Consider the following 26,993-nt stretch of genomic DNA (forward strand, 5'->3'; position numbering starts at 1 on the left):
CTAGAAACTACAGGGGGAGCTTTTGTATTTGAGTACGAGATAGATTTCTCTTTCTGTTTATTCACCAAAGAAAAATGGTGGGGCGAATTTTTTCAGTTCTTCAAAGCACTTTTGAGCAGCATCTGTATCTTCACAGATGATAAGGCAAACATCATCACCACAAAGGGTTGCGATAATATATTGGAAATCAAGAGCATCAATAATTGTAGCGAACGATTGTGCTAGACCAGGAAGAGTTTTGAGTAGGACTTGGTGCTGAATAGGTCGCAGCATGATGAGGGCATCTTCCATATAGTTTTCCAAACGTTTTTCCCATTTTGAGATGGAACCATTATTAAGAACATAATAAGCGTTATCTTCTTCGCGGACTTTTGATAGGTTCATATTTTTGATATCGCGTGAGAGGGTTGCCTGGGTCACTTGAATGTCGTTCTCAGCAAGAAGGGACTGCAATTCAGCCTGTGTATGAATCTTGTTTTTTGCGACAAGAGCGCGTATGAGTTGGTGGCGGTGTTCTGATTTATTCATAATAATGTAACTCCTTTTAGCAAGGTATGGTAAGCGTGGACTGAGTGAGGTCGACAGTCAAGTGATAGTCGGTATTGTCACGGATGGTGATTTCAAAGTCAGTCGTATAGAGGATTAAACGAAGAGTATCTTTTTCTTTTAGCTTATAAATAGTAGGTTGCAGTTCAAATTGCACATCCATCCATTCATCTGCAGTAATATCCTCTACTAACAGTAAATTATTTCTATTTTGTAAATTAAGGTAACCTTTTGTCACGACGCGTTGTGCATTTTCACGAAAAGGCAATTCGTTAAGATTTTCCAACATGTAGTAGCGTCCATTATCAATGGTTCTAGAACCTAAAATAGCTGGATAAGGTTGTAGGTATTTCTTCTGTCCAAATTCTAGCAGTTGGGCAGATAAGAGCCCCTTATTTGTACTGGATTTGATACGAAGATTAAGTTGGGCACGACCGTTCAAGTGAAGATCCTTAGTCACAGGAAGGTCAATAGTAATCTGATTGACTTTCCCTTGATAGAGTTCCGTATTGAAGGTCTGGTAGGTTTTACCATAGCGCTCAAAATCCTTATCTGAGTACTGGTTTTGAATAACTTGCTCTTCTTGACCAAGTGAGAAGGTTTCAAAGTTATCTTGCTCACCGAAGGTATCAAGTGATAACCAAGTCTGAGGAGCGGTATTGTCCTGCCAGATAATGGTCGGAAGCTGAAAATCTGTTTCTTGTTCCAATAATTTCTTGGTTAATAAGGCATTCATGGATTCACGGAAGTCAATTGATTGCCAATTGTTCATGTAAACATGGGCACCATTATGGAAAAAGAGATGCTTGTTGATATGTGCAGGAAGAGCATGGAACATCTGGTAAACATGAAGTGGTTTGACATTCCAATCCTGAGAACCATGAGTAAAGACAACCTCTGCTTTTACATTATGGGTATTGAGCAAATAGTTCCGGTCCTGCCAAAACTGGTTATAGTCCCCAGTTTTTCGGTCTAGCTGAGCTTTCACTTTTTCTAAGTCAGCTTGGTGAGCTTCATTGCCACGGATATAGTCGCCAGCCAAGAGATTACGAGAATAGGTTAGTTCAGCAAGGGAGTCAAAGTCCTCACCTGGATAACCACCTGGGCTAGTCACCAGACCGTTTTCACGGTAGTAGTTGTACCATGAAGAAATGCCAGCCTCAGCAATGATAACCTCTAAACCATCGACTCCTGTAGTCGCAAGACCATTGGACATGGTACCTAGATAAGAAAGTCCAGTTGTGGCTACTTTTCCATTTGACCAGTCAGCCTTGACTTGACGTTGGCGCGTGTGGTCAGTAAAGGCACGGCAACGGCCATTGAGCCAGTCGATGACATTTTTATAAGCTTCGATTTGTTGGTAGTCTCCGTTAGTCATGAAACCAGTAGAGTCTTTGGTACCAACACCTGACACATAGAGATTAGCAAAACCTCGTGGAAGGAAGTAGTCGTTGAGTGTATAGCTAGAGTTGATGTGACTTAGCTTTTCCTCAGCTTCAGCCACAAGCTCAGCTTGACCTTGAGGTTGGACGAGATTGAGTTGAGGTTCCTCTAGTTCAATCTTATGAGCAGGTTTAACCTCAAGCTCGCCCTCCATCTTGTAGAGAGCCTTATCGCTTGCCTTGTCATTGGTTCCCTGATGATAAGGGCTGGCTGTCATGATGGCAGGGATTTTTCCATCAAAACGAGGACGAATAATGCTGACCTTGACTAAGTCTGGAAGACCTTTTTGGTCAGTATCGACACGAGACTCAACGTAAACCACTTCACGAATGACATCATGGCTGGAAAAAGTTGCTAAACTTTTGCCGTTAAAGTAGTGATAGTCATTATCCTCAGGAATAAGACCATCACTAACAAGTTGATCAATCAGGGTATTCCCCTTTTTGGTGCGAGTATTGAGTAACTGATAGAGATTTTCAATCAAGTCACCGTATACAATAGGAAATCCAGTCTCTTTACGAAAAGCTTCACTGTCTTCGAAGTCAACCAAATAAGAAAAGCCTAAAAGTTGAAAAGCAACAGTATAAAAAATATCTGCTGTCAAGTCTTTGTCAGATTTGAAAAAAGTTAATATGTTAGTTTCTTTATCTATAGCTAAGCAGGAGAGTGGATAGTCGGTGTTCTCATAAGTGAAAAAGAAGCGACGTAAAAAAGTTTCCAGTAATTCCTTGGGATTGGCTGTGTTTTGTAAATCAAAGCCATATTTTTTTAGTTCAGATAAGATATTTTCTTTTGGAAAAGTGATATAACTATATTGATTAAAACGCATAGAACCTCCATATAGAATGATAGTTAAGGTTATTATATCAAAAAAAAAGCAGAAAGGGAATTGTTAACTGTAAAAGGAAATAATCCAATAAAAATGAATAAAGTGCTAAATTCAATATAGAGAACAGTGTAATAATAGATATAATAGGTATAATATAAAAATTCTAGGAGATTTATATTATATGTTTTCTATTTTTATATATAATATAGTATAAATATAAAAAACGATGACAAAAATACAAATGAATAAAAAGTAAATTAGTAAGCTGATGAAATGTTTCTCAAGAGCAGCCTTTTATAGGTGAAAATGGTATAATATAGTGAGAAGGATAGAGGAGAAGTGTAAATTGATCGCACAACTAGATACAAAAACAGTCTATAGTTTTATGGAAAGCGTCATTTCGATTGAAAAGTATGTGAGAGCAGCTAAAGAATATGGCTACACTCATTTGGCTATGATGGATATTGACAATCTTTATGGGGCTTTCGACTTTCTAGAGATTACAAAAAAATACGGCATTCATCCTTTACTAGGGCTTGAAATGACTGTATTTGTGGATGCTCAGGAAGTGAATTTGCGCTTTTTAGCTTTATCTAGTGTGGGCTATCAGCAGTTGATGAAGCTTTCAACAGCCAAGATGCAGGGGGAGAAAAGTTGGTCAGTCCTGTCCCAGTATCTGGAGGATATTGCAGTCATTGTGCCTTATTTTGAAGAGATTGAGTCGCTAAATCTAGGCTGTGATTATTATATTGGAGTTTATCCAGAAACACTGACAAGCGAATTTCATCATCCAATCTTGCCCCTTTATCGGGTCGATGCCTTTGAAAGCAGGGATAGAGAAGTTCTACAAGTCTTAACAGCGATTAAAGAAAACCTACCCCTCAGAGAAGTTCCCTTGCGTTCACGACAAGATGTCTTTATATCAGCAAGTTCTTTAGAGAAATTATTCCAAGAACGTTTTCCTCAAGCCTTGGACAATTTAGAAAAGCTGATTTCAGGCATTTCTTATGATTTGGATACGAGTTTGAAACTGCCTCGTTTTAACCCTGCTAGACCAGCAGTAGAAGAGTTGAGAGAACGTGCTGAACTGGGGCTTGTTCAGAAGGGGTTGTCTAGTAAAGAATATCAAGATCGACTAGACCAAGAATTGGCTGTTATTCATGATATGGGCTTTGATGATTATTTCTTGGTTGTCTGGGATTTGCTGCGTTTCGGACGTTCGAATGGCTATTATATGGGAATGGGACGAGGTTCCGCAGTTGGTAGCTTGGTTTCCTATGCTTTAGACATTACAGGGATTGACCCAGTAGAGAAAAATCTGATTTTTGAACGTTTCCTCAATCGTGAACGCTATACCATGCCTGACATTGATATTGATATTCCTGATATTTATCGTCCAGATTTTATCAGATATGTTGGTAATAAATATGGTAGTAAACATGCGGCACAAATCGTTACTTTTTCTACTTTTGGTGCCAAGCAAGCTCTGCGTGATGTCTTGAAACGCTTTGGTGTTCCAGAGTATGAATTATCTGCAATTACCAAGAAAATCAGTTTTCGTGATAATCTCAAGTCGGCTTATGAGGGCAATCTCCAGTTTCGTCAGCAAATCAATAGTAAGTTAGAATACCAAAAAGCCTTTGAGATTGCTTGCAAGATTGAGGGCTATCCAAGACAAACCTCTGTCCATGCGGCTGGTGTTGTGATTAGCGACCAGGATTTGACCAACTATATTCCTCTGAAGCATGGTGATGAAATTCCACTGACTCAGTATGATGCTCATGGAGTTGAAGCTAGTGGGCTTTTGAAAATGGACTTTCTGGGACTGAGAAATTTGACCTTTGTCCAGAAGATGCAAGAGTTGCTTGCTGAAACAGAAGGTATTCACCTTAAAATTGAAGAAATCGATTTGGAAGACAAAGAAACGTTAGCTTTATTTGCCTCTGGCAATACAAAAGGTATCTTTCAATTTGAGCAACCGGGTGCCATTCGCTTGCTCAAACGTGTGCAACCAGTCTGTTTTGAGGATGTCGTAGCAACTACTTCTCTAAATCGACCGGGTGCTAGTGACTATATCAATAATTTTGTGGCAAGAAAGCATGGGCAGGAAGAAGTGACTATTCTAGATCCAGTACTGGAGGATATTTTGGCTCCAACCTATGGTATCATGCTCTATCAGGAGCAGGTTATGCAGGTAGCTCAGCGGTTTGCCGGATTTAGTCTTGGGAAAGCCGATATTTTGCGTCGGGCTATGGGGAAAAAGGATGCCTCTGCCATGCATGAGATGAGGGCTTCTTTTATTCAAGGTTCATTAGATGCTGGTCATACTGCGGAAAAGGCAGAGCAGGTCTTTGATGTCATGGAGAAGTTTGTAGGTTATGGATTTAATAGATCTCATGCCTATGCCTACTCAGCCTTGGCCTTCCAGTTGGCTTATTTCAAAACGCATTATCCAGCCATTTTTTATCAGGTTATGTTGAATTCTGCCAACAGTGATTACTTAATAGATGCACTTGAAGCAGGTTTTGAAGTAGCCCCATTGTCCATCAATACTATTCCCTATCACGATAAAATTGCCAACAAGTCTATCTATCTAGGTTTGAAATCGATTAAGGGACTCAGCAAGGATTTGGCTCTTTGGATTATTGAACATAGACCTTATTCTAACATTGAAGATTTTATAGCTAAATTACCTGAGAATTATCTGAAACTTCCTCTGCTAGAACCTTTGGTAAAAGTCGGTCTTTTTGATTCATTTGAAAAAAATCGTCAAAAAGTATTTAATAACATAGCTAATCTATTTGAATTTGTAAAAGAGTTGGGAAGTTTGTTTGGAGATACTATTTATAGTTGGCAGGAATCGGAAGATTGGACAGAGCAAGAAAAATTCTATATGGAACAAGAGCTTTTAGGGATAGGTGTCAGCAAACACCCACTGCAAGCTATTGCAAATAAGGCTATTTACCCGATTACCCCAATTGGGAATTTGTCAGAAAATAGCTACGCTATTATTTTGGTTGAAGTTCAGAAGATAAAAGTAATTCGTACCAAAAAGGGTGAAAACATGGCTTTCTTACAGGTGGATGATAGTAAGAAAAAATTGGATGTCACTCTCTTTTCAGACTTATATCGTCAGGTTGGGCAGGAAATAAAAGAGGGAGCTTTCTACTATATAAAAGGGAAAATCCAGTCACGTGATGGTCGTCTGCAAATGATTGCACAAGAAATAAGAGAAGCAGTTGCTGAACGCTTTTGGATACAGGTGAAGAATCATGATTCGGATCAAGAAATTTCACGTATTTTAGACCAATATAAAGGTCCAATCCCAGTCATCATCAGGTATGAAGAGGAACAGAAAACAATCGTTTCTCCCCATCATTTTGTAGCTAAATCCAATGAATTAGAAGCGAAATTGAATGAAATCGTTATGAAAACGATTTATCGCTAAAAATACGGAAAATAGAAGAATTTTAAAATCAAATGTGGTATAATCAATAAGAATGTTAAAAGAAAAAGGAGCATAACCAATATGAAACGTATTGCTGTTTTGACTAGTGGTGGAGACGCCCCTGGTATGAACGCTGCTATCCGTGCAGTTGTTCGTCAAGCAATTTCAGAAGGAATGGAAGTGTTTGGTATCTATGACGGATATGCTGGTATGGTTGCCGGTGAAATTCATCCCTTAAATGCGGCTTCAGTAGGAAACATCATTTCTCGTGGTGGTACCTTCCTTCACTCAGCTCGTTACCCAGAGTTCGCTCAACTTGAAGGGCAACTTAAAGGGATTGAGCAATTGAAAAAACACGGCATTGAAGGTGTAGTTGTTATCGGTGGTGACGGTTCTTACCACGGCGCTATGCGTTTGACTGAGCATGGTTTCCCAGCTATCGGTCTTCCAGGTACAATTGATAACGATATCGTTGGTACTGACTTCACAATCGGTTTTGACACAGCGGTTACGACTGCTATGGACGCTATCGATAAGATTCGTGATACATCATTAAGTCACCGTCGTACTTTTGTCATCGAAGTTATGGGGCGTAACGCTGGTGATATCGCTCTTTGGGCTGGTATCGCAACTGGTGCTGATGAAATTATCATCCCTGAAGAAGACTTCAAAATTGAAGATATCGTAGAAAGCATCAGAGCTGGCTATGAATGTGGTAAAAGACACAATATCATCGTTTTGGCAGAAGGTGTTATGTCAGCAGATGAATTTGCTCAAAAACTAAAAGAAGCTGGAGATACGACCGATCTTCGTGTGACAGAACTTGGACATATTCAACGTGGTGGTTCTCCAACTGCGCGTGACCGTGTATTGGCGTCACGTATGGGTGCCCATGCCGTTAAACTTCTTAAAAAAGGTATCGGTGGTGTTGCGGTAGGTATTCGTAACGAAAAAATGGTTGAAAATCCAATTCTTGGTACTGCAGAAGAAGGAGCATTGTTTAGTTTGGCAGCAGACGGTAAGATTATTGTAAATAATCCACACAAAGCTGATCTTGACCTGTCACAATTGAACAATTGCTTGTCATAATTCATAATTTAGTTAATAAGACCAAAAGGTCATATATATAAAGGAGTCACAAAAAATCATGAACAAACGTGTAAAAATCGTTGCAACTTTGGGACCTGCGGTAGAAATCCGTGGTGGTAAAAAATTCGGTGATGACGGATACTGGGGTGAAAAACTTGATGTTGAAGCTTCAGCTAAAAACATTGCTAAATTGATTGAAGCTGGTGCTAACACATTCCGTTTCAACTTCTCACACGGTGACCACCAAGAACAAGGTGAGCGTATGGCAACTGTTAAACTTGCTGAAAAACTTGCAGGTAAAAAAGTTGGTTTCCTTCTTGATACAAAAGGACCAGAAATCCGTACAGAATTGTTCGAAGGTGAAGCTAAAGAGTATTCATACAAAACTGGTGAAAAAATCCGTGTTGCAACTAAACAAGGAATCAAATCAACTCGTGAAGTGATTGCATTGAACGTTGCTGGTGCTCTTGATATCTATGATGATGTTGAAGTTGGTCGTCAAGTGTTGGTTGACGATGGTAAACTTGGTCTTCGTGTTGTTGCTAAAGATGATGCAACTCGTGAATTTGAAGTTGAAGTTGAAAATGATGGCGTAATTGCTAAACAAAAAGGTGTGAACATTCCTAACACTAAAATTCCTTTCCCAGCTCTTGCTGAACGTGATAACGACGACATCCGTTTCGGTCTTGAACAAGGTATCAACTTCATCGCGATTTCATTCGTACGTACTGCTAAAGATGTAAACGAAGTTCGTGCAATCTGTGAAGAAACTGGAAACGGACATGTTCAATTGTTCGCTAAAATCGAAAACCAACAAGGTATCGATAACTTGGATGAAATCATCGAAGCGGCTGATGGTATCATGATCGCTCGTGGTGACATGGGTATCGAAGTACCATTCGAAATGGTTCCAGTTTACCAAAAAATGATTATCAAGAAAGTCAATGCTGCAGGTAAAGTTGTTATCACTGCAACAAACATGCTTGAAACAATGACTGAAAAACCACGTGCAACTCGTTCAGAAGTATCAGACGTATTCAACGCTGTTATCGACGGTACTGACGCTACAATGCTTTCAGGTGAGTCTGCAAACGGTAAATATCCACTTGAGTCAGTAACTACAATGGCTACAATCGACAAGAACGCTCAAACTCTTCTTAATGAATACGGACGTTTGGATTCAGATTCATTTGAGCGTAACTCTAAGACAGAAGTAATGGCTTCTGCTGTTAAAGATGCTACTAACTCAATGGACATTAAATTGGTTGTAACTCTTACTAAGACAGGTCACACTGCACGTTTGATCTCTAAATATCGTCCAAATGCTGACATCTTGGCATTGACATTTGATGAATTGACAGAACGTAGCTTGATGTTGAACTGGGGTGTTATCCCAATGTTGACAGATGCTCCATCTTCAACTGACGATATGTTCGAAATCGCTGAACGTAAAGCGGTAGAAGCAGGTCTTGTTGAGTCAGGCGATGATATCGTTATCGTTGCTGGTGTACCAGTAGGAGAAGCTGTTCGTACAAATACAATGCGTATCCGCACAGTACGTTAAGAAAAATATAAAAACCTATCATATCCAGCTTTAGAGCTTGTGTGATAGGCTTTTTTGTATAGAGGGTAATAAAGAGGCAAAACTTTCATAAAATGTTTAGCTTTTATAGTGTATTGAAGCTAGAATAGTACGTCGTGGCTGCTAAAACATTTCTAGAAATTAATTTGTTCATATCTTATTTCAACCTACTATAATACAGAAAAAACAACTCCCTGATAATTCAAGGAGTTGTCTATAGTTAAATTAGTTTTTAGAAGCTGCTTGGAATTCTGGATTTTTCCATGCTTCGTCAATGATAGCTTGCAATTCTTTAGCAGATGCTTGCATTTTTTGAGTTTCTGCGTCGTTCAATGGGATATTTACTGGACGAACGATACCATGTGCACCAACAACAGCTGGTTGACCGATAAAGACGTTCTCAACTCCGTATTGACCTTCTTGGAATACTGAAAGTGGAAGTACTGCGTTTTCATCGTCAAGGATTGCTTTAGTGATACGAGCAAGGGCTACTGCGATACCGTAGTATGTTGCACCTTTTTTGTTGATGATTGTGTAGGCTGCATCACGAACACCTTCGAACAATTCAATCAATTCAGCTTCTTGAACATTTTGAGTGTCTTTAAGGAATTCTTCAAGGTTTACACCAGCGATGTTTGCGTGTGACCAAACAGCGAACTCAGAGTCACCGTGTTCACCCATGATGTAAGCGTGAACTGAACGAGCATCAACATCAAGTTTTTCAGCAAGTGCTTGACGGAAACGAGCTGAGTCAAGTGAAGTACCTGAACCGATAACGCGTTCTTTAGGGAAACCAGAGAATTTCCAAGTTGAGTAAGTCAAAACGTCAACTGGGTTAGCAGCAACAAGGAAGATACCTTTGAAACCTGATTCAACAACTTGAGTTACGATTGATTTGTTGATAGCAAGGTTTTTACCTACAAGGTCAAGACGAGTTTCACCTGGTTTTTGAGGCGCACCTGCAGTGATTACAACAAGGTCAGCGTCTGCACAGTCAGAGTATTGAGCTGCATAGATTTTTTTAGGTGAAGTGAAGGCAAGGGCGTGACTAAGGTCAAGCGCGTCACCAACAGCTTTTTCATGCAATTGTGGAATTTCGATAATTCCAAGCTCTTGTGCAATTCCTTGGTTAACAAGTGCAAAAGCGTAAGATGAACCTACAGCACCATCTCCGACAAGGATAACTTTTTTGTGTTGTTTAGTTGAAGTCATTGTTCTAAACATCTCCTTAATTTTATTAGGGGATTTTCCCCAGACAACTTCATTCTATCACTTTTAAAAAACTTTGTCACGAATATGCCTTATAGTTCTCAATGTAAACGTTTTAGTGGTTTAGAGGCTGAAATAGATGGGAATTTATGGTATAATGTTGTTACTTACTAATTGTGAAATGAGGCATTTATTAATGCAGGATAAAAATTTAGTGAATGTCAATCTGACAAAGGAGATGAAGACGAGCTTTATCGATTACGCCATGAGTGTTATCGTAGCCCGAGCTCTTCCTGATGTTCGAGATGGCTTGAAACCTGTTCACCGTCGAATTCTCTACGGAATGAATGAATTGGGTGTTACTCCAGACAAACCTCATAAAAAATCTGCTCGTATTACAGGGGATGTCATGGGTAAATATCACCCACACGGGGATTCCTCTATCTACGAAGCCATGGTCCGCATGGCTCAATGGTGGAGCTACCGTTACATGCTTGTAGATGGTCATGGGAACTTTGGTTCCATGGATGGTGATGGTGCTGCCGCCCAGCGTTATACTGAGGCACGTATGAGTAAGATTGCTCTAGAAATGCTTCGAGATATCAATAAGAATACGGTTGATTTCGTCGATAACTATGATGCCAATGAACGGGAACCCTTGGTCTTGCCTGCACGTTTTCCAAACCTTTTGGTCAATGGAGCAACTGGTATTGCCGTTGGGATGGCGACCAATATTCCCCCTCATAACTTGGGTGAAACCATTGATGCAGTGAAGTTGGTCATGGACAATCCTGAAGTGACTACCAAGGACTTGATGGAAGTCTTGCCTGGTCCAGATTTTCCAACAGGTGCCCTTGTCATGGGGAAATCAGGCATTCATAAGGCTTATGAAACGGGTAAAGGTTCTATTGTCCTACGTTCTCGTACCGAAATCGAAGAAACTAAGACTGGCCGTGAGCGCATTGTTGTAACAGAATTTCCTTATATGGTCAACAAAACCAAGGTGCATGAGCATATTGTTCGCTTGGTTCAGGAAAAACGCATTGAGGGGATTACAGCAGTACGTGATGAGTCAAACCGTGAAGGTGTTCGATTTGTTATTGAAGTCAAGCGCGATGCCTCAGCCAATGTTATCCTCAATAACCTCTTTAAGATGACCCAGATGCAAACCAACTTTGGTTTCAATATGCTTGCTATCCAAAATGGTGTACCGAAGATTTTATCCCTTCGTCAGATTTTGGATGCTTATATCGAGCACCAAAAAGAAGTAGTTGTTCGTCGGACACGTTTTGATAAGGAAAAAGCGGAAGCACGCGCTCATATCTTAGAAGGTCTCTTAATTGCGCTAGACCATATCGATGAAGTGATTCGTATCATCCGTGCTAGTGAAACGGATGCGGAAGCACAAGCTGAGTTGATGAGTAAATTTAAGCTTTCTGAACGTCAAAGTCAGGCCATCCTTGATATGCGTCTTCGTCGTTTGACAGGTTTGGAACGTGATAAGATCCAGTCTGAGTATGATGACCTCTTGGCTCTGATTGCGGATTTGGCGGATATTCTTGCTAAGCCAGAACGTGTTTCTCAAATCATCAAAGAAGAATTGGATGAAGTCAAGCGTAAGTTTGGCGACCAACGTCGTACAGAGTTGATGGTCGGTGAAGTATTGAGTCTTGAAGATGAGGATTTGATTGAAGAATCGGATGTCTTGATTACGCTTTCTAACAAGGGATACATCAAACGTCTGGACCAAGCTGAGTTTACTGCTCAAAAACGTGGGGGTCGTGGTGTCCAAGGAACGGGAGTGAAAGATGACGACTTTGTTCGTGAGTTAGTGTCAACTAGCACCCATGATCACCTGCTCTTCTTTACAAATAAAGGACGTGTCTATCGTCTTAAAGGTTATGAAATTCCTGAGTATGGTCGGACGGCCAAAGGACTACCAGTAGTTAATCTCTTGAAATTGGATGAAGACGAAAATATTCAGACGGTTATCAATGTTGAGTCTGATCGCAGTGATGATGCTTACCTCTTCTTTACAACCCGTCACGGTATTGTGAAGAGAACAAGCGTTAAGGAATTTGCTAACATTCGTCAGAATGGTCTCAAGGCTTTGAACCTCAAAGATGAAGATGAGTTGATTAATGTCTTGTTGACGGAAGAAGATACAGATATTATCATTGGTACCAAGTTTGGTTATGCAGTTCGTTTTAATCAATCAGCCGTTCGTGGCATGAGTCGTATCGCCACTGGTGTGAAAGGTGTTAACCTTCGTGACGGAGACACAGTTGTTGGTGCTAGCGTAATTACTGATCAAGATGAGGTTCTTATCATTACTGAAAAAGGATATGGTAAGCGTACAGTCGCGACTGAATATCCAACAAAAGGTCGTGGTGGTAAAGGAATGCAGACAGCTAAAATTACCGAAAAAAATGGCTTGCTGGCCGGTCTTATGACTGTTCAAGGGGATGAGGATTTGATGATTATCACTGATACAGGTGTCATGATTCGAACCAATCTTGCCAATATTTCACAAACAGGACGCGCAACTATGGGAGTTAAAGTAATGCGCCTGGATCAAGATGCTCAGATAGTGACCTTCACAACGGTTGCAGCGGCAGAAAAAGAAGAAGTTGGGACAGAAAATGAAACAGAAGGTGAAGCATAATGTCTCAAAAAAATAAAAAGAAAAATAAACGAAAAAATCTGCTGACAAATATCCTAGCAGGATTTCTGATAGTACTGTCACTGGCTTTGATTTTTAATGCGCAAATTCGAAATATTTTCATGGTCTGGAATACCAATAAGTATCAAGTTAGCCAGGTATCAAAAGAAAAAATAGAAGAAAATCAGGATACAGAAGGAAATTTTGATTTTGATTCGGTCAAAGCGATTTCTTCGGAAGCTGTTTTAGCTTCTCAATGGGATGCTCAAAAATTACCAGTTATTGGGGGAATTGCAATTCCTGAATTGGAAATGAATTTGCCGATTTTTAAAGGACTTGATAATGTTAATCTCTTCTACGGCGCTGGTACAATGAAACGCGAGCAAGTAATGGGAGAAGGAAATTATAGTCTAGCTAGTCACCATATCTTTGGTGTTGATAATGCTAATAAAATGTTATTTTCTCCTTTAGATAATGCTAAAAATGGTATGAAGATTTATCTAACCGATAAAAATAAAGTTTATACCTATGAAATACGTGAAGTCAAACGTGTGACACCGGATCGTGTTGATGAGGTTGATGATAGAGATGGGGTCAATGAAATCACATTAGTAACCTGTGAAGACCTTGCTGCTACAGAACGTATTATTGTAAAAGGTGATTTGAAAGAAACAAAAGATTATTCACAAACATCTGATGAAATCCTAACAGCTTTCAATCAACCGTATAGACAATTTTATTAATACAAATCAGTGAAATCATGGATTTCACTGATTTTTTAAGATTTTCATAAAAATAAACTTTTATGAAATACGGAAAACGCTTCCTTAATTCTAAAGTTTGTGATATAATTATCAAGAAAAAAGATTTAGGAGTTTATTATGGTTTCTTCAGAATTTATCTCAAAGATTGAATTTGCTTGCAAGAAGAAAGAAAGTCTTTATAGCCAAAGCAAATTTAAGTATGCGATTCGTTCTATGTTTGCAGGTGCATTTTTAACCTTCAGTACTGCTGCAGGTGCAGTTGGGGCTGACTTGATTAATAAAATCGCACCAGGTAGTGGACGTTTCCTCTTCCCATTTGTCTTTGCTTGGGGCTTGGCCTACATTGTTTTCTTGAATGCTGAGTTGGTAACATCAAACATGATGTTCTTGACTGCAGGTAGTTTCTTGAAAAAAATCTCTTGGAGAAAAACAGCTGAGATTTTACTTTACTGTACCTTGTTCAACCTTATCGGGGCTTTGATAGCAGGTTGGGGCTTTGCCCACTCAGCAGCTTATGCACATCTGACACACGATAGTTTCATCACAGGGGTTGTTGAGATGAAGTTAGGCCGTTCAAATGAATTAGTCTTACTTGAGGCGATTTTGGCAAATATTTTCGTTAATATTGCGATTCTTTCATTTGTTTTGGTCAAAGATGGTGGTGCCAAACTTTGGCTTGTGTTGTCAGCGATTTACATGTTTGTATTCTTAACAAACGAGCACATTGCCGCGAACTTTGCTTCTTTCGCGATTGTAAAATTCAGTGTTGCTGCTGACTCAATTGCCAACTTCGGTGTTGGAAATATGCTTCGTCACTGGGGTGTAACCTTCATCGGAAACTTTATCGGAGGAGGCCTCTTGATGGGTCTTCCATATGCCTTCCTCAATAAAAATGAAGATACTTATGTAGATTAAGAAAATGAGCACGATTGAGTCGTGCTTTTTTCGATTTTTAAAATAAGGTAATAGTTATTTATTATATCAAAATATAGAAAACTGATATTTGTAAACTATAACTCAAGGTGCTACAATATCCTTAATCAAACTATATGGAGGTCGCCTTATGATTCGTGATTTTAAATTTGAAACATTACAATTGCATGCTGGTCAAGTTGTGGATCCAGCTACCAAGTCTCGTGCAGTACCGATTTATCAGACTACATCCTTTGTTTTTGATGACACGCAGGAAGGTGCCGATTTGTTTGCCTTGAGAAAACCAGGGAATATCTATACTCGTATTACAAATCCTACAACGGCTGCCTTTGAAGAAAGAATTGCTGCTCTGGAAGGTGGTGTTGGAGCTCTTGCAACCGCATCAGGTATGGCTGCAGTGACTTATACGATTTTGGCACTTGCCCATGCTGGTGACCATGTTGTAGCAGCATCAACTATTTACGGTGGGACTTTCAATCTCTTGAAAGAAACCCTTCCTCGTTATGGGATCACAACAACCTTTGTCGATGTGGATAATTTGGAGGAAGTAAAAGCAGCGATCAAAGACAATACCAAGCTTGTCTTAATTGAAACCTTGGGCAATCCCTTGATTAACATTCCTGACTTGGAAAAATTGGCTGAGATTGCGCATAAACACCAGATTCCACTCGTTTCGGACAACACTTTTGCTACACCATATTTGATTAACGTCTTTTCTCACGGTGTTGATATTGCCATTCACTCTGCGACTAAGTTTATCGGTGGGCATGGTACGACTATTGGTGGAGTGATTGTCGATAGTGGGCGTTTTGACTGGGCGGCTTCAGGGAAATTCCCTCAATTTGTTGAGGAAGACCCAAGCTATCATAACTTGAGCTATACTCGTGATGTGGGTGCAGCAGCCTTTATTATCGCTGTTCGTGTCCAATTGCTCCGTGATACAGGTGCAGCCTTGTCCCCATTTAACGCATTCTTGTTACTTCAAGGCCTTGAGACCCTTTCACTTCGTGTGGAACGCCATGTTCAAAATGCTGAGAAAATTGTTGATTTCCTTGTCAATCATCCTAAGGTAGAAAAAGTCAACTATCCAAAACTAGCAGACAGTCCTTACCATGCTTTGGCTGAGAAATACTTGCCAAAAGGTGTGGGTTCCATCTTTACCTTCCATGTCAAAGGTGGGGAGGCAGAAGCACGCAAGGTAATTGATCATTTAGAAATCTTTTCTGACCTTGCGAACGTGGCAGATGCTAAATCGCTTGTTGTTCATCCAGCTACAACCACTCACGGTCAATTGTCAGAAAAAGACCTTGAAGCAGCAGGTGTCACACCAAACCAAATCCGCTTGTCAATCGGACTTGAAAATGTAGAGGATTTGATCGAAGACTTGAGCTTGGCCTTGGAAAAAATTTAAAGAAAAAGAAGATAAACAGTGGGTTTCGACTCGCTGTTTTTGATTTTCCCTCAGGCATGATATAATGGATAAAGAAGTCTAGAAAGAGGAACGATATGAACGAAATCAAATGTCCCAACTGTGGGGAAGTCTTTACAGTAAATGAAAGTCAGTATGGTGAACTTTTGTCTCAAGTGAGAACAGCAGAGTTTGATAAGGAACTACATGATCGAATGAAGCAGGAACTGGCCTTGGCTGAGCAAAAGGCCATGAATGAACAACAGTCTAAACTGGCTCAAAAAGACAAAGAAATTGCTCAATTGCAGAGTCAAATCCAAAACTTTGATACAGAAAAAGAATTGGCCAAGAAAGAGGTTGAACAGACAAGCCATCAGGCCTTATTGGCTAAGGACAAGGAAGTACAGGCCTTGGAAAACCAATTGGCGACCGTGCGTTTGGAACATGAAAATCAGCTACAAAAGACCCTTTCTGACCTAGAAAAAGAACGAGATCAGGTCAAAAACCAGCTTCTCTTACAAGAAAAAGAAAATGAGCTTTCTCTTGCTTCTGTTAAACAAAACTATGAAGCACAGCTCAAGGCAGCTAGTGAACAGGTCGAGTTCTATAAGAATTTCAAAGCCCAACAATCTACAAAAGCTATCGGGGAAAGTTTGGAACACTATGCAGAGAGTGAGTTTAATAAGGTCCGTAGTTTCGCCTTTCCAAATGCTTACTTTGAAAAGGATAACAAGGTTTCTGCGCGTGGATCTAAGGGGGACTTTATCTTCCGTGAATGTGATGAAAATGGGGTTGAAATCATTTCTATCATGTTTGAGATGAAGAATGAAGCTGACGAAACAGAGAAAAAGCACAAGAATGCAGATTTTTATAAGGAATTGGACAAGGATCGTCGGGAGAAGAACTGTGAGTATGCTGTTTTGGTGACCATGTTAGAAGCAGATAACGATTACTTTAACACAGGGATTGTCGATGTCAGTCACGAGTATGAAAAGATGTATGTGGTCCGTCCTCAATTCTTTATCCAGTTGATTGGGCTCTTGCGAAATGCGGCTCTTAATTCTTTAAAATACAAGCAGGAGTTGGCACTTGTCCGGGAGCAGAATATCGATATCACGCATTTTGAGGAAGATTTGGATGCCTTTAAAGTAGCTTTTGCCAAGAACTATAATTCAGCTTCGACCAATTTTGGTAAAGCTATTGATGAAATCGACAAGGCCATCAAACGCATGGAAGAGGTTAAGAAATTCCTAACTACATCTGAAAACCAACTTCGACTCGCAAACAATAAATTGGAAGATGTTTCCGTCAAAAAATTGACCCGTAAAAATCCAACCATGAAAGCGAAGTTTGAAGCATTGAAGGGGGAGTGAGAAAGCAAAAATGAACGGTATTATCAACTTAAAAAAAGAAGCGGGGATGACCTCGCATGATGCGGTTTTTAAACTGCGTAAGATTTTGGGAACCAAGAAAATTGGTCATGGTGGAACCTTGGATCCAGATGTGGTGGGTGTTTTGCCGATTGCGGTTGGCAAGGCGACACGCATGGTCGAGTTTATGCAGGACGAGGGCAAGGTCTATGAGGGGGAAATCACTCTGGGCTATTCCACGACGACTGAGGATGCCAGTGGGGAAGTGGTCGCAGAGACACCTGTTTTGTCGCCCTTGGATGAAAAGCTTGTCGATGAAGCGATAGCCAATCTGATTGGGCCTATTACTCAGATTCCACCTATGTATTCGGCAGTCAAGGTCAATGGTCGCAAGCTCTATGAGTATGCGCGTGCTGGTCAGGAAGTGGAGCGTCCAGAACGTCAGGTTACCATTTATCAATTTGAGCGGACAAGTCCGATTTCTTATGAGGGGAATCTAGCACGTTTTACTTTTCGTGTAAAATGCAGTAAAGGGACTTACATCCGTACCTTGTCAGTTGATTTGGGAGAGAAGCTTGGTTATGCGGCTCATATGTCACATCTGACTCGTACTAGTGCAGCCGGTTTACAGCTAGAAGACGCTCTTAGCTTGGAAGAAATTGCTGCAAAAGTGGAGGCTGGCCAATTGGACTTTCTCCATCCTTTAGAGATTGGGACAGGCGACCTTGTCAAAGTTTTCCTAACTCAAGAAGAGGCTACAGAAGTACGCTTTGGTCGTTTTATTGAGTTAGAACAGTCGGATAAGGAATTAGCTGCTTTTGAAGGAGATAAATTGTTAGCTATTCTAGAAAAACGGGACAATCTCTACAAGCCAAGGAAGGTTTTTATCTAATCTAACTGGAGTTTGGGGATGGAATTCTTCCCCTAGACTATCCAAATCAGACTATAAATTTTGCTAAAAATGTGATAGAATAGACGACGGATAAAAAAACGGAGGATAGCATGCAAAATAGACCAATCATTATCGGAGTGACAGGTGGTTCTGGTGGAGGAAAAACCAGTGTTTCAAGAGCCATTTTATCGCATTTCCCTGATGAAAAGATTTCCATGATTGAGCATGATTCATACTACAAGGATCAGTCTCATTTGACCTTTGAAGAGCGTGTCAAAACCAACTACGACCATCCTTTTGCCTTTGATACAGACTTGATGATTGAGCAGATTAAGGAGTTGTTGGCAGGGCGTCCGGTGGACATCCCGACTTATGACTATACAGAGCATACACGGAGTAGTAAGACTTATCGTCAGGAGCCTCAAGATGTCTTTATCGTTGAGGGGATTTTGGTCTTGGAGGACAAGCGCCTGCGCGATTTGATGGATATCAAAATTTTTGTGGATACGGATGACGATGTGCGCATTATTCGTCGTATCAAGCGCGATATGGAAGAGCGTGGTCGTAGCCTTGATAGCGTTATTGACCAGTATTTAGGTGTGGTCAAACCTATGTACCATCAGTTTATCGAACCAACCAAGCGTTATGCTGATATCGTCATTCCTGAGGGAGTCAGCAATACAGTGGCTATTGACCTGTTGACGACCAAGATTGCAAAGATTTTGGAAGAAGCTAGAAATAGTAAATAAACAGATGTGGAGGCCTTGCCTCCTTTTTCTATTTTTCCCTCATAATGGTACATAAATGAAGATTTTTAGGCATATTTTTGGTATAATAATACCTATGAAAGAGCAAGAAAATGAATAGTAGGTGGAGATGGAAAAGTATTTATCGGTAACAACTTTGACCAAGTATCTGAAAATGAAATTCGATAAAGACCCTTACTTGGAACGGGTCTATTTAACTGGTCAAGTTTCCAACTTTCGTAAACGACCTACTCACCAATATTTCTCCCTAAAAGATGACCATGCAGTTATTCAAGCGACCATCTGGTCTGGGATTTATCAGAAATTAGGCTTCGATTTGGAAGAAGGGATGAAAATCAATGTAATTGGGCGTGTGCAGGTCTATGAACCAAGTGGTAGCTACTCCATCATCATTGAAAAGGCAGAGCCTGATGGAGTTGGTGCGCTTGCGATTCAGTTTGAACAACTCAAGAAAAAATTGACAGAAGAAGGCCTGTTTCAAGAACGCTTCAAGCAACCTCTGCCCCAATTTGCTAAGCGAATCGGTGTAGTAACCAGTCGCAGTGGAGCCGTTATTCGAGATATTATCACGACAGTCAGCAGGCGCTTTCCAGGTGTCGACATTCTTCTCTATCCGACCAAGGTGCAAGGAGATGGAGCAGCAGAGGAAATAGCACGGAATATTGCGCGTGCTAATCAACGGGACGATTTGGATTTGCTCATTATTGGTCGTGGTGGTGGTTCCATCGAGGATCTCTGGGCCTTTAACGAAGAAATTGTGGTACGAGCTATCTTTGAATCTCGTTTGCCAATCATTTCTAGTGTGGGACATGAGACGGATGTGACCTTAGCGGATTTTGTGGCAGATCGTCGCGCTGCCACACCAACAGCAGCGGCTGAACTGGCAACACCTGTGACCAAGTTGGATCTATTAGCTCATTTACAAAATCAAGAAAAACGGATGGCGACTGCAGTCCGAAATGTCCTATCGAAGAAACAAGAAGCTTTGAAAAAATGCAGTCAGTCTGTTATTTTTAGACAACCAGAACGTTTGTATGATGGCTATTTGCAACGCTTGGATCAACTGCAACTGCGCTTAAAACAAAGTTTGCGAACACGGATTTCTGACAGCAACCAACTAGTCCAAGCAAGGACGCATCAATTGGTACAATTATCACCTATAACTAAAATCCAACGCTATCAAGACCGCTTAAGCCAGTTGGACAAGCTCCTCCGTAGCCAAATGGCGCTGGTTTATGATGCCAAGGTTGCTGAAGTCAAGCGACTTTCGGAAGCCTTGCTGATGTTGGATACTAGTCGAATCGTGGCGCGTGGCTATGCTATTGTCAAAAAAGAAGAGTCCGTAGTTGATTCGGTTGAAAATTTGAAGAAAAAAGACCAAGTGACGCTTTTGATGCGAGATGGTCGAGTAGAATTAGAGGTTAAAGATGTCAAAACAAAAGAAATTTGAGGAAAATCTAGCAGAACTGGAAACCATTGTCCAAAGTTTGGAAAATGGTGAAATTGCTCTGGAAGATGCGATTGCTGCCTTTCAAAAGGGCATGGTCTTGTCAAAAGAGCTCCAAGCGACGCTGGACAAGGCTGAAAAGACCTTGGTCAAGGTTATGCAAGAAGACGGAACAGAAAGTGATTTTGAATGAAGAAGCAAGAAAAATTAGCTCTTGTCGAGTCAGTCCTGGAAGATTTTTATGGAGACCAGCAGTTTGCCTTTAGTTTGCGAGAGTCTGTTCTCTATTCCATTCATGCTGGTGGCAAGCGTATTCGGCCTTTTCTTCTGTTAGAAGTGTTGGAAGCCTTGCAGGTGGCTATTAAACCAGCACATGCACAGGTGGCTGCGGCCTTGGAAATGATTCATACAGGGAGCTTGATTCACGATGATCTTCCAGCTATGGATGATGATGATTACCGTCGGGGACGTTTGACCAATCATAAGAAATTTGGAGAAGCTATGGCCATTTTGGCAGGAGATGCTTTATTCCTAGATCCTTATGCTTTGATAGCGCAGGCAGATTTGCCAAGTCAGATCAAGGTGGACTTGATTGCCAACTTATCCCTTGCTTCAGGTAGTCTGGGTATGGTGGCTGGGCAAGTTCTGGACATGGAGGGTGAACACCAGCATTTGTCTTTGGAAGAACTTCAGACCATTCATGCTAATAAGACTGGGAAACTACTAGCCTATCCCTTTCAAGCGGCTGCTATTATAGCCGAATTGGCACCTGAGATGCAGGCGAAACTTAAAACTGTAGGTGAATTGATTGGGCTTGCTTTTCAAGTTCGAGATGATGTACTGGATGTGACCGCTAGTTTTGAGGAAATCGGCAAGACGCCTCAAAAGGACCTACAGGCAGAAAAATCAACCTATCCAGCCTTATTGGGTTTGGAAGAGGCAATTGTCTTTTGTAACCATACTTTGGATCAAGCTAATGCCAAATTAGAAGAAATCGCCCAGCAGGTTCCCTTTGAAACAGAATCGATTGTAAAAGTAGTAGAAAGTTTGAGAATCAATGGCTAAGGAAAGAGTGGATGTACTAGCTTATAAACAGGGCTTGTTTGAAACGAGAGAACAGGCCAAGCGTGGTGTGATGGCTGGTCTAGTCGTAGCAGTTCTTAACGGAGAACGATTTGACAAACCGGGAGAGAAAATTCCAGATGACACCGAATTAAAACTCAAGGGTGAAAAACTCAAATATGTTAGTCGTGGTGGCTTGAAACTGGAAAAGGCCTTGCAGGTCTTTGATTTGTCAGTGGATGGTGCGACCACGATTGATATTGGGGCTTCTACCGGGGGCTTTACCGACGTCATGCTGCAGAATGGTGCTGAGTTAGTCTTTGCAGTCGATGTTGGCACCAATCAGTTGGCTTGGAAATTACGCCAAGACCCACGGGTTGTCAGCATGGAGCAGTTTAATTTCCGCTATGCTGAAAAGACTGACTTTGAGCAGGAACCGAGCTTTGCCAGTATTGATGTGAGTTTCATTTCCCTCAGTCTGATTTTGCCGGCCTTGCACCGTGTCTTGGCTAATCAAGGTCAGGTTGTGGCTTTGGTTAAGCCCCAGTTTGAGGCAGGACGTGAGCAGATTGGGAAAAATGGAATCATTCGTGATGCTAAAGTTCATCAGAATGTTCTTGAATCTGTAACAGCTATGGCAGTAGAGGAAGGCTTTTCAGTCCTTGGATTGGACTTTTCTCCCATCCAAGGTGGACATGGAAATATTGAGTTTTTAGCGTATTTGAAAAAAGAAGAGTCAGCAAGCAATCAGGTTCTTGCTGATATTGACGAAGTAGTAGAGAGGGCGCATAGTCAATTTAAAAATGAATAAAAAAGAGAGACTTGAAAAAATTAGACGATTTGTGACAGATTATCAAATCGGTACACAAGAAGAAATCGTAGAACATTTGAAAGAAGCAGGTATCACTGCCACTCAGGCAACTGTATCCCGAGATATCAAAGAGCTAGGTATTGTCAAAATTCCTTTGAGAGACAACACCTATGTCTACGAATTGCCAAAATCAATCGTAAAAAGTTTGCAACTAGCTGAAGACAATATCGAATCGGCAGAATTGATGGATAAGATGATCAATCTCCAGGTTATTCCAGGAAATACGGCTTTTGTAAAAGCTCAGTTAACCGAGACTTTTGCGGACAAGATTTTCAGCTGTTTGGCTGATGATAGCTCGATTTTAGTCATTGCCAGAAGTGAAAGTCTAGCTGAGGAAATCTTTGAACAAGTAAAAAATTGGTAGGTCTATATGTTACTTGAAATTTCGATAAAAAACTTTGCCATTATTGAGGCTATTTCCCTCAATTTTGAAAAGGGAATGACTGTTCTGACTGGTGAAACGGGTGCAGGGAAGTCGATTATCATTGATGCCATGAATATGATGTTGGGAGCTCGTGCGACGACAGATGTTATTCGTCATGGGGAGCCAAAGGCAGAGATTGAGGGGCTTTTTTCAGTTGAGAATAGTCGCCTTTTACAGGAAATTTTTGATGAGCAAGGTTTGGAAATGGGTGATGAAATTATCATCCGTCGAGAAATTCTGCAAAATGGTCGTAGTATTAGTCGTGTCAATGGCCAGATGGTTAATCTGTCTGTTTTGCGTGCTATTGGGCAACATCTTGTGGACATTCATGGTCAGCATGACCAAGAAGAGTTAATGCGTCCTCAACTGCACATCCAAATGTTGGATGAATTTGGCGATGCAGCTTTTTGGGACTTGAAAGAAACCTATCAAACGAGTTTTGATGCCTATCGAAAAATGCGCAAGCAGGTTCTGGAAGTTAAGAAAAACCAACAGGAACACAAGGCACGTATCGAAATGTTGGAATTTCAAATGGCAGAGATTGAGGCAGCAAACTTGCAGGCTGGAGAAGACCTAGCTCTCAACCAAGAGCGAGAGAAGCTTCTCAACCATAAAAATATCGCGGATACGCTGACCAATGCCTACAGTATGTTGGACAATGAAGACTTTTCGAGTCTAGCCAATGTTCGTTCAGCCATGAATGACATGGAAAGTGTCGAAGAGTATGACCCTGAATACCGTGAAATTTCAAGCTCTCTGTCTGAGACCTACTATGTCTTAGAAGATATTAGCAAACGTTTGGAAGCTATCATTGAGGATCTTGATTTTGACGGCAATCGTCTCATGCAGGTTGAGAATCGTTTGGACCTCCTTCATACCATTACGCGTAAATATGGTGGGACTGTAGACGATGTCTTGCTTTATTTTGCCAAGATTACGGAAGAATACAATCTCTTGACAGGAAATAACCTTTCATCTGAGGACATGGAAGCAGAGCTTAAGAAGTTAGAAGTCAATCTTGTCGATTTGGCAGGTCAGCTTGCCTCTGCTCGTCATGACTTGGCCCAGCAGCTCGAAGCTGAGATTAAACAAGAGCTTCAAGACCTTTATATGGAAAAAGCCCAGTTTCAGGTTCGTTTTAGCAAGGGAAAATTCAGTCGTGAGGGAAATGAAATGGTCGAGTTTTACATTTCAACCAATCCTGGCGAAGACTTTAAACCCTTGGTTAAGGTTGCGTCCGGTGGGGAATTATCTCGTCTCATGTTAGCCATTAAGTCTGCCTTTTCACGTAAAGAAGGTAAGACTAGCATAGTCTTTGATGAGGTGGATACAGGAGTTTCAGGTCGTGTAGCTCAGGCAATTGCACAGAAGATTCATAAAATTGGCCAGCATGGTCAGGTTCTGGCTATTTCCCATTTGCCACAAGTGATTGCGATTGCGGATTATCAATTCTTTATTGAGAAGATTAGTAATGACCATTCAACAGTTTCGACTGTTCGTCTCTTGACGGTTGAAGAGCGAGTGGAGGAAGTTGCCAAGATGTTGGCAGGTGATGATGTGACGGAAGCAGCCCTGACGCAAGCTAGAGAATTGTTGAGAAACAGGGAGAAATAAGATGACAGACTATTATGTAATTGGAGATGTTCACGGAAAAGCTGGGATGCTGGAAAACCTTCTCAAAACATGGGATGGTCAGACCCAGTTGCTCTTTCTAGGGGACTTGATTGACCGTGGTGAAGATAGTCGCCGTGTCCTAGAGATGGTTAAGGACTTGGTCGATAATCAAGGGGCAATCTGTTTGTCTGGAAATCATGAGTATATGTTTTTGACTTGGCTCGATGACCCAGAAGAAAGCTATGACCACTATCGTCGCAATGGTGGAGATACAACCATTAACTCTATCCTAGGTCGTCCCTTGAATGCACCAGTTGATGGAGTTGAGGATGCCAAGCGTGTTGCTACTGAAGCGGCAGATTTGGTAGAATTTATTCGTCAAATGCCTTTTGTGGTAGAGACAGACAAGTATATCTTTGTTCATGCAGGTATTGATTTGACCTTGGATGACTGGCATGAAACCACAGATTACAAGAAAGTCTGGCTTAGAAAACCATTCCACGAAGCCGAAAATCATACTGGAAAAACCATTGTCTTTGGCCATACACCGGTTTATGGTTTGCTGAAGCAAGAGCGTGGTACTGCTGAGCTTTGGACTACAGAAGATGGCAAGATTGGAATGGATGGAGGAGCTGTTTATGGTGGTGTCCTTCATGGGATTGTCTTTACAGACCAAGGAATGACAGAACACCACTTTATCGAAAATGACGGCTTTGTTGCTGAAGATTAGTACTCCTAGCAGGGTATGGTCTTGTCAAAATGTCAAAAACAATTTATAATAAATAGATACCCTGAAAGGAAGAGAATCATGAACTTAGAAGAATTGAAAAAACGACAGGAAAAGATCCGTAACTTCTCTATTATCGCCCATATTGACCATGGAAAGTCGACTCTAGCAGACCGCATTTTGGAAAAGACGGAGACGGTTTCAAGCCGTGAAATGCAGGCTCAGCTTTTGGATAGCATGGATTTAGAGCGAGAACGTGGTATTACCATTAAACTAAATGCCATCGAGCTCAATTACACTGCAAAAGATGGGGAAACTTATATTTTCCACTTGATTGACACACCAGGACACGTAGACTTCACCTATGAAGTTTCACGTTCGCTAGCTGCCTGTGAGGGAGCGATTTTGGTGGTCGATGCTGCCCAAGGAATTGAGGCTCAAACCCTTGCTAATGTGTATCTAGCCTTGGACAATGATTTGGAAATTATGCCAGTCATTAATAAAATTGACCTGCCTGCTGCAGACCCTGAGCGAGTACGCACAGAGATTGAGGATGTCATTGGTTTGGATGCCAGTGAAGCAGTATTGGCTTCTGCCAAGGCTGGTATCGGTATTGAAGAAATTCTCGAGCAAATCGTAGAAAAAGTGCCCGCACCAACGGGTGATGTGACGGCGCCACTTAAGGCTTTGATTTTTGACTCTGTTTACGATGCTTACCGTGGAGTTATTCTTCAAGTACGTGTCATGGATGGAGTGGTCAAACCTGGCGATAAGATTCAGCTTATGAGCAATGGTAAGACCTTTGATGTGACAGAAGTTGGTATTTTTACTCCGAAAGCAGTTGGTCGTGATTTCCTTGCGACTGGTGATGTTGGTTATATTGCAGCTTCTATTAAGACAGTTCAGGACACTCGTGTGGGTGATACCGTTACCTTGGCAACCAATCCTGCAGCAGAGCCATTACATGGTTACAAACAGATGAATCCTATGGTTTTTGCGGGTCTCTATCCTATCGAGTCAAACAAGTACAATGACCTACGTGAAGCCCTTGAAAAATTGCAGCTGAATGATGCTAGTCTCCAATTTGAACCAGAAACATCTCAGGCACTTGGATTTGGTTTCCGTTGTGGTTTCCTTGGACTTCTCCATATGGATGTTATCCAGGAACGTTTAGAGCGTGAGTTCAATATTGACCTCATCATGACAGCTCCGTCTGTTATTTACAAAGTTAATTTGACCGACGGTGAGTCTATGGATGTGTCTAACCCATCTGAGTTTCCAGACCCAACTAAGATTGCGACCATTGAGGAACCTTATGTTAAGGCGCAAATCATGGTACCACAGGAGTTCGTCGGAGCAGTAATGGAATTGGCTCAGCGTAAGCGTGGGGACTTTGTGACTATGGATTATATTGATGACAATCGTGTCAATGTTATCTATCAAATTCCACTGGCCGAAATCGTCTTCGACTTCTTTGATAAACTCAAGTCTTCGACACGTGGTTACGCTAGCTTTGACTACGAATTGTCAGAGTATCGTCCATCTAAGCTGGTGAAAATGGATATCCTTCTCAATGGAGACAAGGTGGATGCCCTCAGCTTTATCGTTCACAAGGACTTTGCCTACGAACGTGGGAAACTCATCGTTGATAAACTCAAGAAAATCATCCCTCGCCAACAATTTGAAGTTCCAATCCAAGCGGCTATTGGACACAAGATTGTCGCTCGTACTGATATCAAGGCCCTTCGTAAGAACGTACTTGCTAAATGTTATGGTGGTGACGTTTCTCGTAAACGTAAACTCCTTGAAAAACAAAAAGCTGGTAAGAAACGTATGAAAGCTATCGGATCAGTAGAAGTTCCGCAAGAAGCCTTCCTCAGCGTCTTGAGTATGGATGAAGAATAAG

The 26,993-nt window shown here is 41.1% G+C and carries 21 protein-coding genes; 18 read left to right on the forward strand and 3 right to left on the reverse strand.

What is annotated here, in order from left to right:
- Positions 1 to 57 precede the first annotated feature (57 nt).
- A complete protein-coding gene (locus HT722_RS08150; protein WP_173227007.1) occupies positions 58 to 528 on the reverse strand; it encodes an arginine repressor in 471 nt (156 codons plus the stop codon).
- Positions 529 to 544: 16 nt separating this feature from the next.
- The gene (locus HT722_RS08155) at positions 545 to 2,818 is read right to left on the reverse strand and encodes a Xaa-Pro dipeptidyl-peptidase (RefSeq protein WP_173278596.1); all 2,274 of its coding nucleotides are present in this window, start codon (positions 2,816 to 2,818) and stop codon (positions 545 to 547) included.
- A 346-nt stretch (positions 2,819 to 3,164) separates the two neighbouring features.
- On the opposite strand from HT722_RS08155, the gene HT722_RS08160 reads away from it, so the two are divergent.
- The 3 genes from HT722_RS08160 to pyk all read left to right on the forward strand — a co-directional run bounded on the left by HT722_RS08160 (position 3,165) and on the right by pyk (position 8,919).
- Positions 3,165 to 6,266 carry a DNA polymerase III subunit alpha gene (locus HT722_RS08160; protein WP_173278598.1) on the forward strand — a complete coding sequence of 1,034 codons (3,102 nt, stop codon included), beginning with the start codon at positions 3,165 to 3,167 and terminating at the stop codon, positions 6,264 to 6,266.
- A gap of 81 nt (positions 6,267 to 6,347) precedes the next feature.
- Entirely contained in the window at positions 6,348 to 7,355 is a 1,008-nt protein-coding gene (gene pfkA / locus HT722_RS08165) for a 6-phosphofructokinase (protein WP_173278600.1), read from the forward strand.
- A 58-nt stretch (positions 7,356 to 7,413) separates the two neighbouring features.
- A complete protein-coding gene (pyk, locus tag HT722_RS08170; protein ID WP_173278602.1) occupies positions 7,414 to 8,919 on the forward strand; it encodes a pyruvate kinase in 1,506 nt (501 codons plus the stop codon).
- A 243-nt stretch (positions 8,920 to 9,162) separates the two neighbouring features.
- Here the strand turns inward: pyk and HT722_RS08175 are convergent, their stop codons facing one another.
- Complete coding sequence (locus tag HT722_RS08175) at positions 9,163 to 10,149, reverse strand: L-lactate dehydrogenase (protein ID WP_000204726.1); 987 nt, start codon at positions 10,147 to 10,149, stop codon at positions 9,163 to 9,165.
- 193 nt (positions 10,150 to 10,342) lie between these two features.
- On the opposite strand from HT722_RS08175, the gene gyrA reads away from it, so the two are divergent.
- From gyrA to lepA, 15 genes are all read left to right on the forward strand, one after another.
- A complete protein-coding gene (gene gyrA, locus HT722_RS08180) occupies positions 10,343 to 12,811 on the forward strand; it encodes a DNA gyrase subunit A (RefSeq protein WP_173278604.1) in 2,469 nt (822 codons plus the stop codon).
- Positions 12,811 to 13,551 (forward strand): sortase SrtA, encoded by a 741-nt coding sequence (gene srtA, locus HT722_RS08185; RefSeq protein WP_173278606.1) that lies wholly within the window; start codon positions 12,811 to 12,813, stop codon positions 13,549 to 13,551. The genes gyrA and srtA overlap by 1 nt, the downstream gene beginning before the upstream one ends.
- 138 nt (positions 13,552 to 13,689) lie before the next feature.
- Entirely contained in the window at positions 13,690 to 14,487 is a 798-nt protein-coding gene (locus HT722_RS08190) for a formate/nitrite transporter family protein (protein ID WP_173278608.1), read from the forward strand.
- 148 nt (positions 14,488 to 14,635) lie between these two features.
- Positions 14,636 to 15,916: an O-acetylhomoserine aminocarboxypropyltransferase/cysteine synthase family protein gene (locus tag HT722_RS08195; RefSeq protein WP_173278610.1), complete on the forward strand. Its 1,281-nt coding sequence runs from the start codon at positions 14,636 to 14,638 to the stop codon at positions 15,914 to 15,916.
- A 95-nt stretch (positions 15,917 to 16,011) separates the two neighbouring features.
- Complete coding sequence (locus HT722_RS08200; protein ID WP_173278612.1) at positions 16,012 to 17,286, forward strand: DUF2130 domain-containing protein; 1,275 nt, start codon at positions 16,012 to 16,014, stop codon at positions 17,284 to 17,286.
- 10 nt (positions 17,287 to 17,296) lie between these two features.
- On the forward strand, positions 17,297 to 18,175 hold the full coding sequence (truB, locus tag HT722_RS08205) for a tRNA pseudouridine(55) synthase TruB (protein WP_173278614.1): 879 nt from the start codon (positions 17,297 to 17,299) through the stop codon (positions 18,173 to 18,175).
- A gap of 110 nt (positions 18,176 to 18,285) precedes the next feature.
- On the forward strand, positions 18,286 to 18,924 hold the full coding sequence (udk, locus tag HT722_RS08210; RefSeq protein WP_001181376.1) for a uridine kinase: 639 nt from the start codon (positions 18,286 to 18,288) through the stop codon (positions 18,922 to 18,924).
- Positions 18,925 to 19,051: 127 nt separating this feature from the next.
- Positions 19,052 to 20,392, forward strand: coding sequence for an exodeoxyribonuclease VII large subunit (gene xseA, locus HT722_RS08215; RefSeq protein WP_173278616.1), 1,341 nt, complete (start codon positions 19,052 to 19,054; stop codon positions 20,390 to 20,392).
- Complete coding sequence (locus HT722_RS08220) at positions 20,370 to 20,582, forward strand: exodeoxyribonuclease VII small subunit (protein ID WP_000043226.1); 213 nt, start codon at positions 20,370 to 20,372, stop codon at positions 20,580 to 20,582. Before xseA ends, HT722_RS08220 begins: the two co-directional genes overlap by 23 nt.
- On the forward strand, positions 20,579 to 21,454 hold the full coding sequence (locus HT722_RS08225; RefSeq protein ID WP_173278618.1) for a polyprenyl synthetase family protein: 876 nt from the start codon (positions 20,579 to 20,581) through the stop codon (positions 21,452 to 21,454). The genes HT722_RS08220 and HT722_RS08225 overlap by 4 nt, the downstream gene beginning before the upstream one ends.
- A complete protein-coding gene (locus HT722_RS08230; protein WP_173278620.1) occupies positions 21,447 to 22,262 on the forward strand; it encodes a TlyA family RNA methyltransferase in 816 nt (271 codons plus the stop codon). Before HT722_RS08225 ends, HT722_RS08230 begins: the two co-directional genes overlap by 8 nt.
- Positions 22,255 to 22,686, forward strand: a complete 432-nt coding sequence (locus HT722_RS08235; RefSeq protein WP_001034401.1) for an arginine repressor — start codon at positions 22,255 to 22,257, stop codon at positions 22,684 to 22,686. The genes HT722_RS08230 and HT722_RS08235 overlap by 8 nt, the downstream gene beginning before the upstream one ends.
- Before the next feature lie 6 nt (positions 22,687 to 22,692).
- The gene (gene recN, locus HT722_RS08240) at positions 22,693 to 24,360 is read left to right on the forward strand and encodes a DNA repair protein RecN (protein ID WP_173218493.1); all 1,668 of its coding nucleotides are present in this window, start codon (positions 22,693 to 22,695) and stop codon (positions 24,358 to 24,360) included.
- Between the two features lies 1 nt (position 24,361).
- Positions 24,362 to 25,090 (forward strand): metallophosphoesterase family protein, encoded by a 729-nt coding sequence (locus HT722_RS08245; RefSeq protein WP_173278622.1) that lies wholly within the window; start codon positions 24,362 to 24,364, stop codon positions 25,088 to 25,090.
- A 78-nt stretch (positions 25,091 to 25,168) separates the two neighbouring features.
- Entirely contained in the window at positions 25,169 to 26,992 is a 1,824-nt protein-coding gene (lepA, locus tag HT722_RS08250) for a translation elongation factor 4 (RefSeq protein WP_001047207.1), read from the forward strand.
- The last annotated feature ends 1 nt before the right edge of the window (position 26,993 follow it).

It is taken from the genome of Streptococcus sp. 53 (assembly GCF_013276565.1).
GTDB lineage: Bacteria > Bacillota > Bacilli > Lactobacillales > Streptococcaceae > Streptococcus.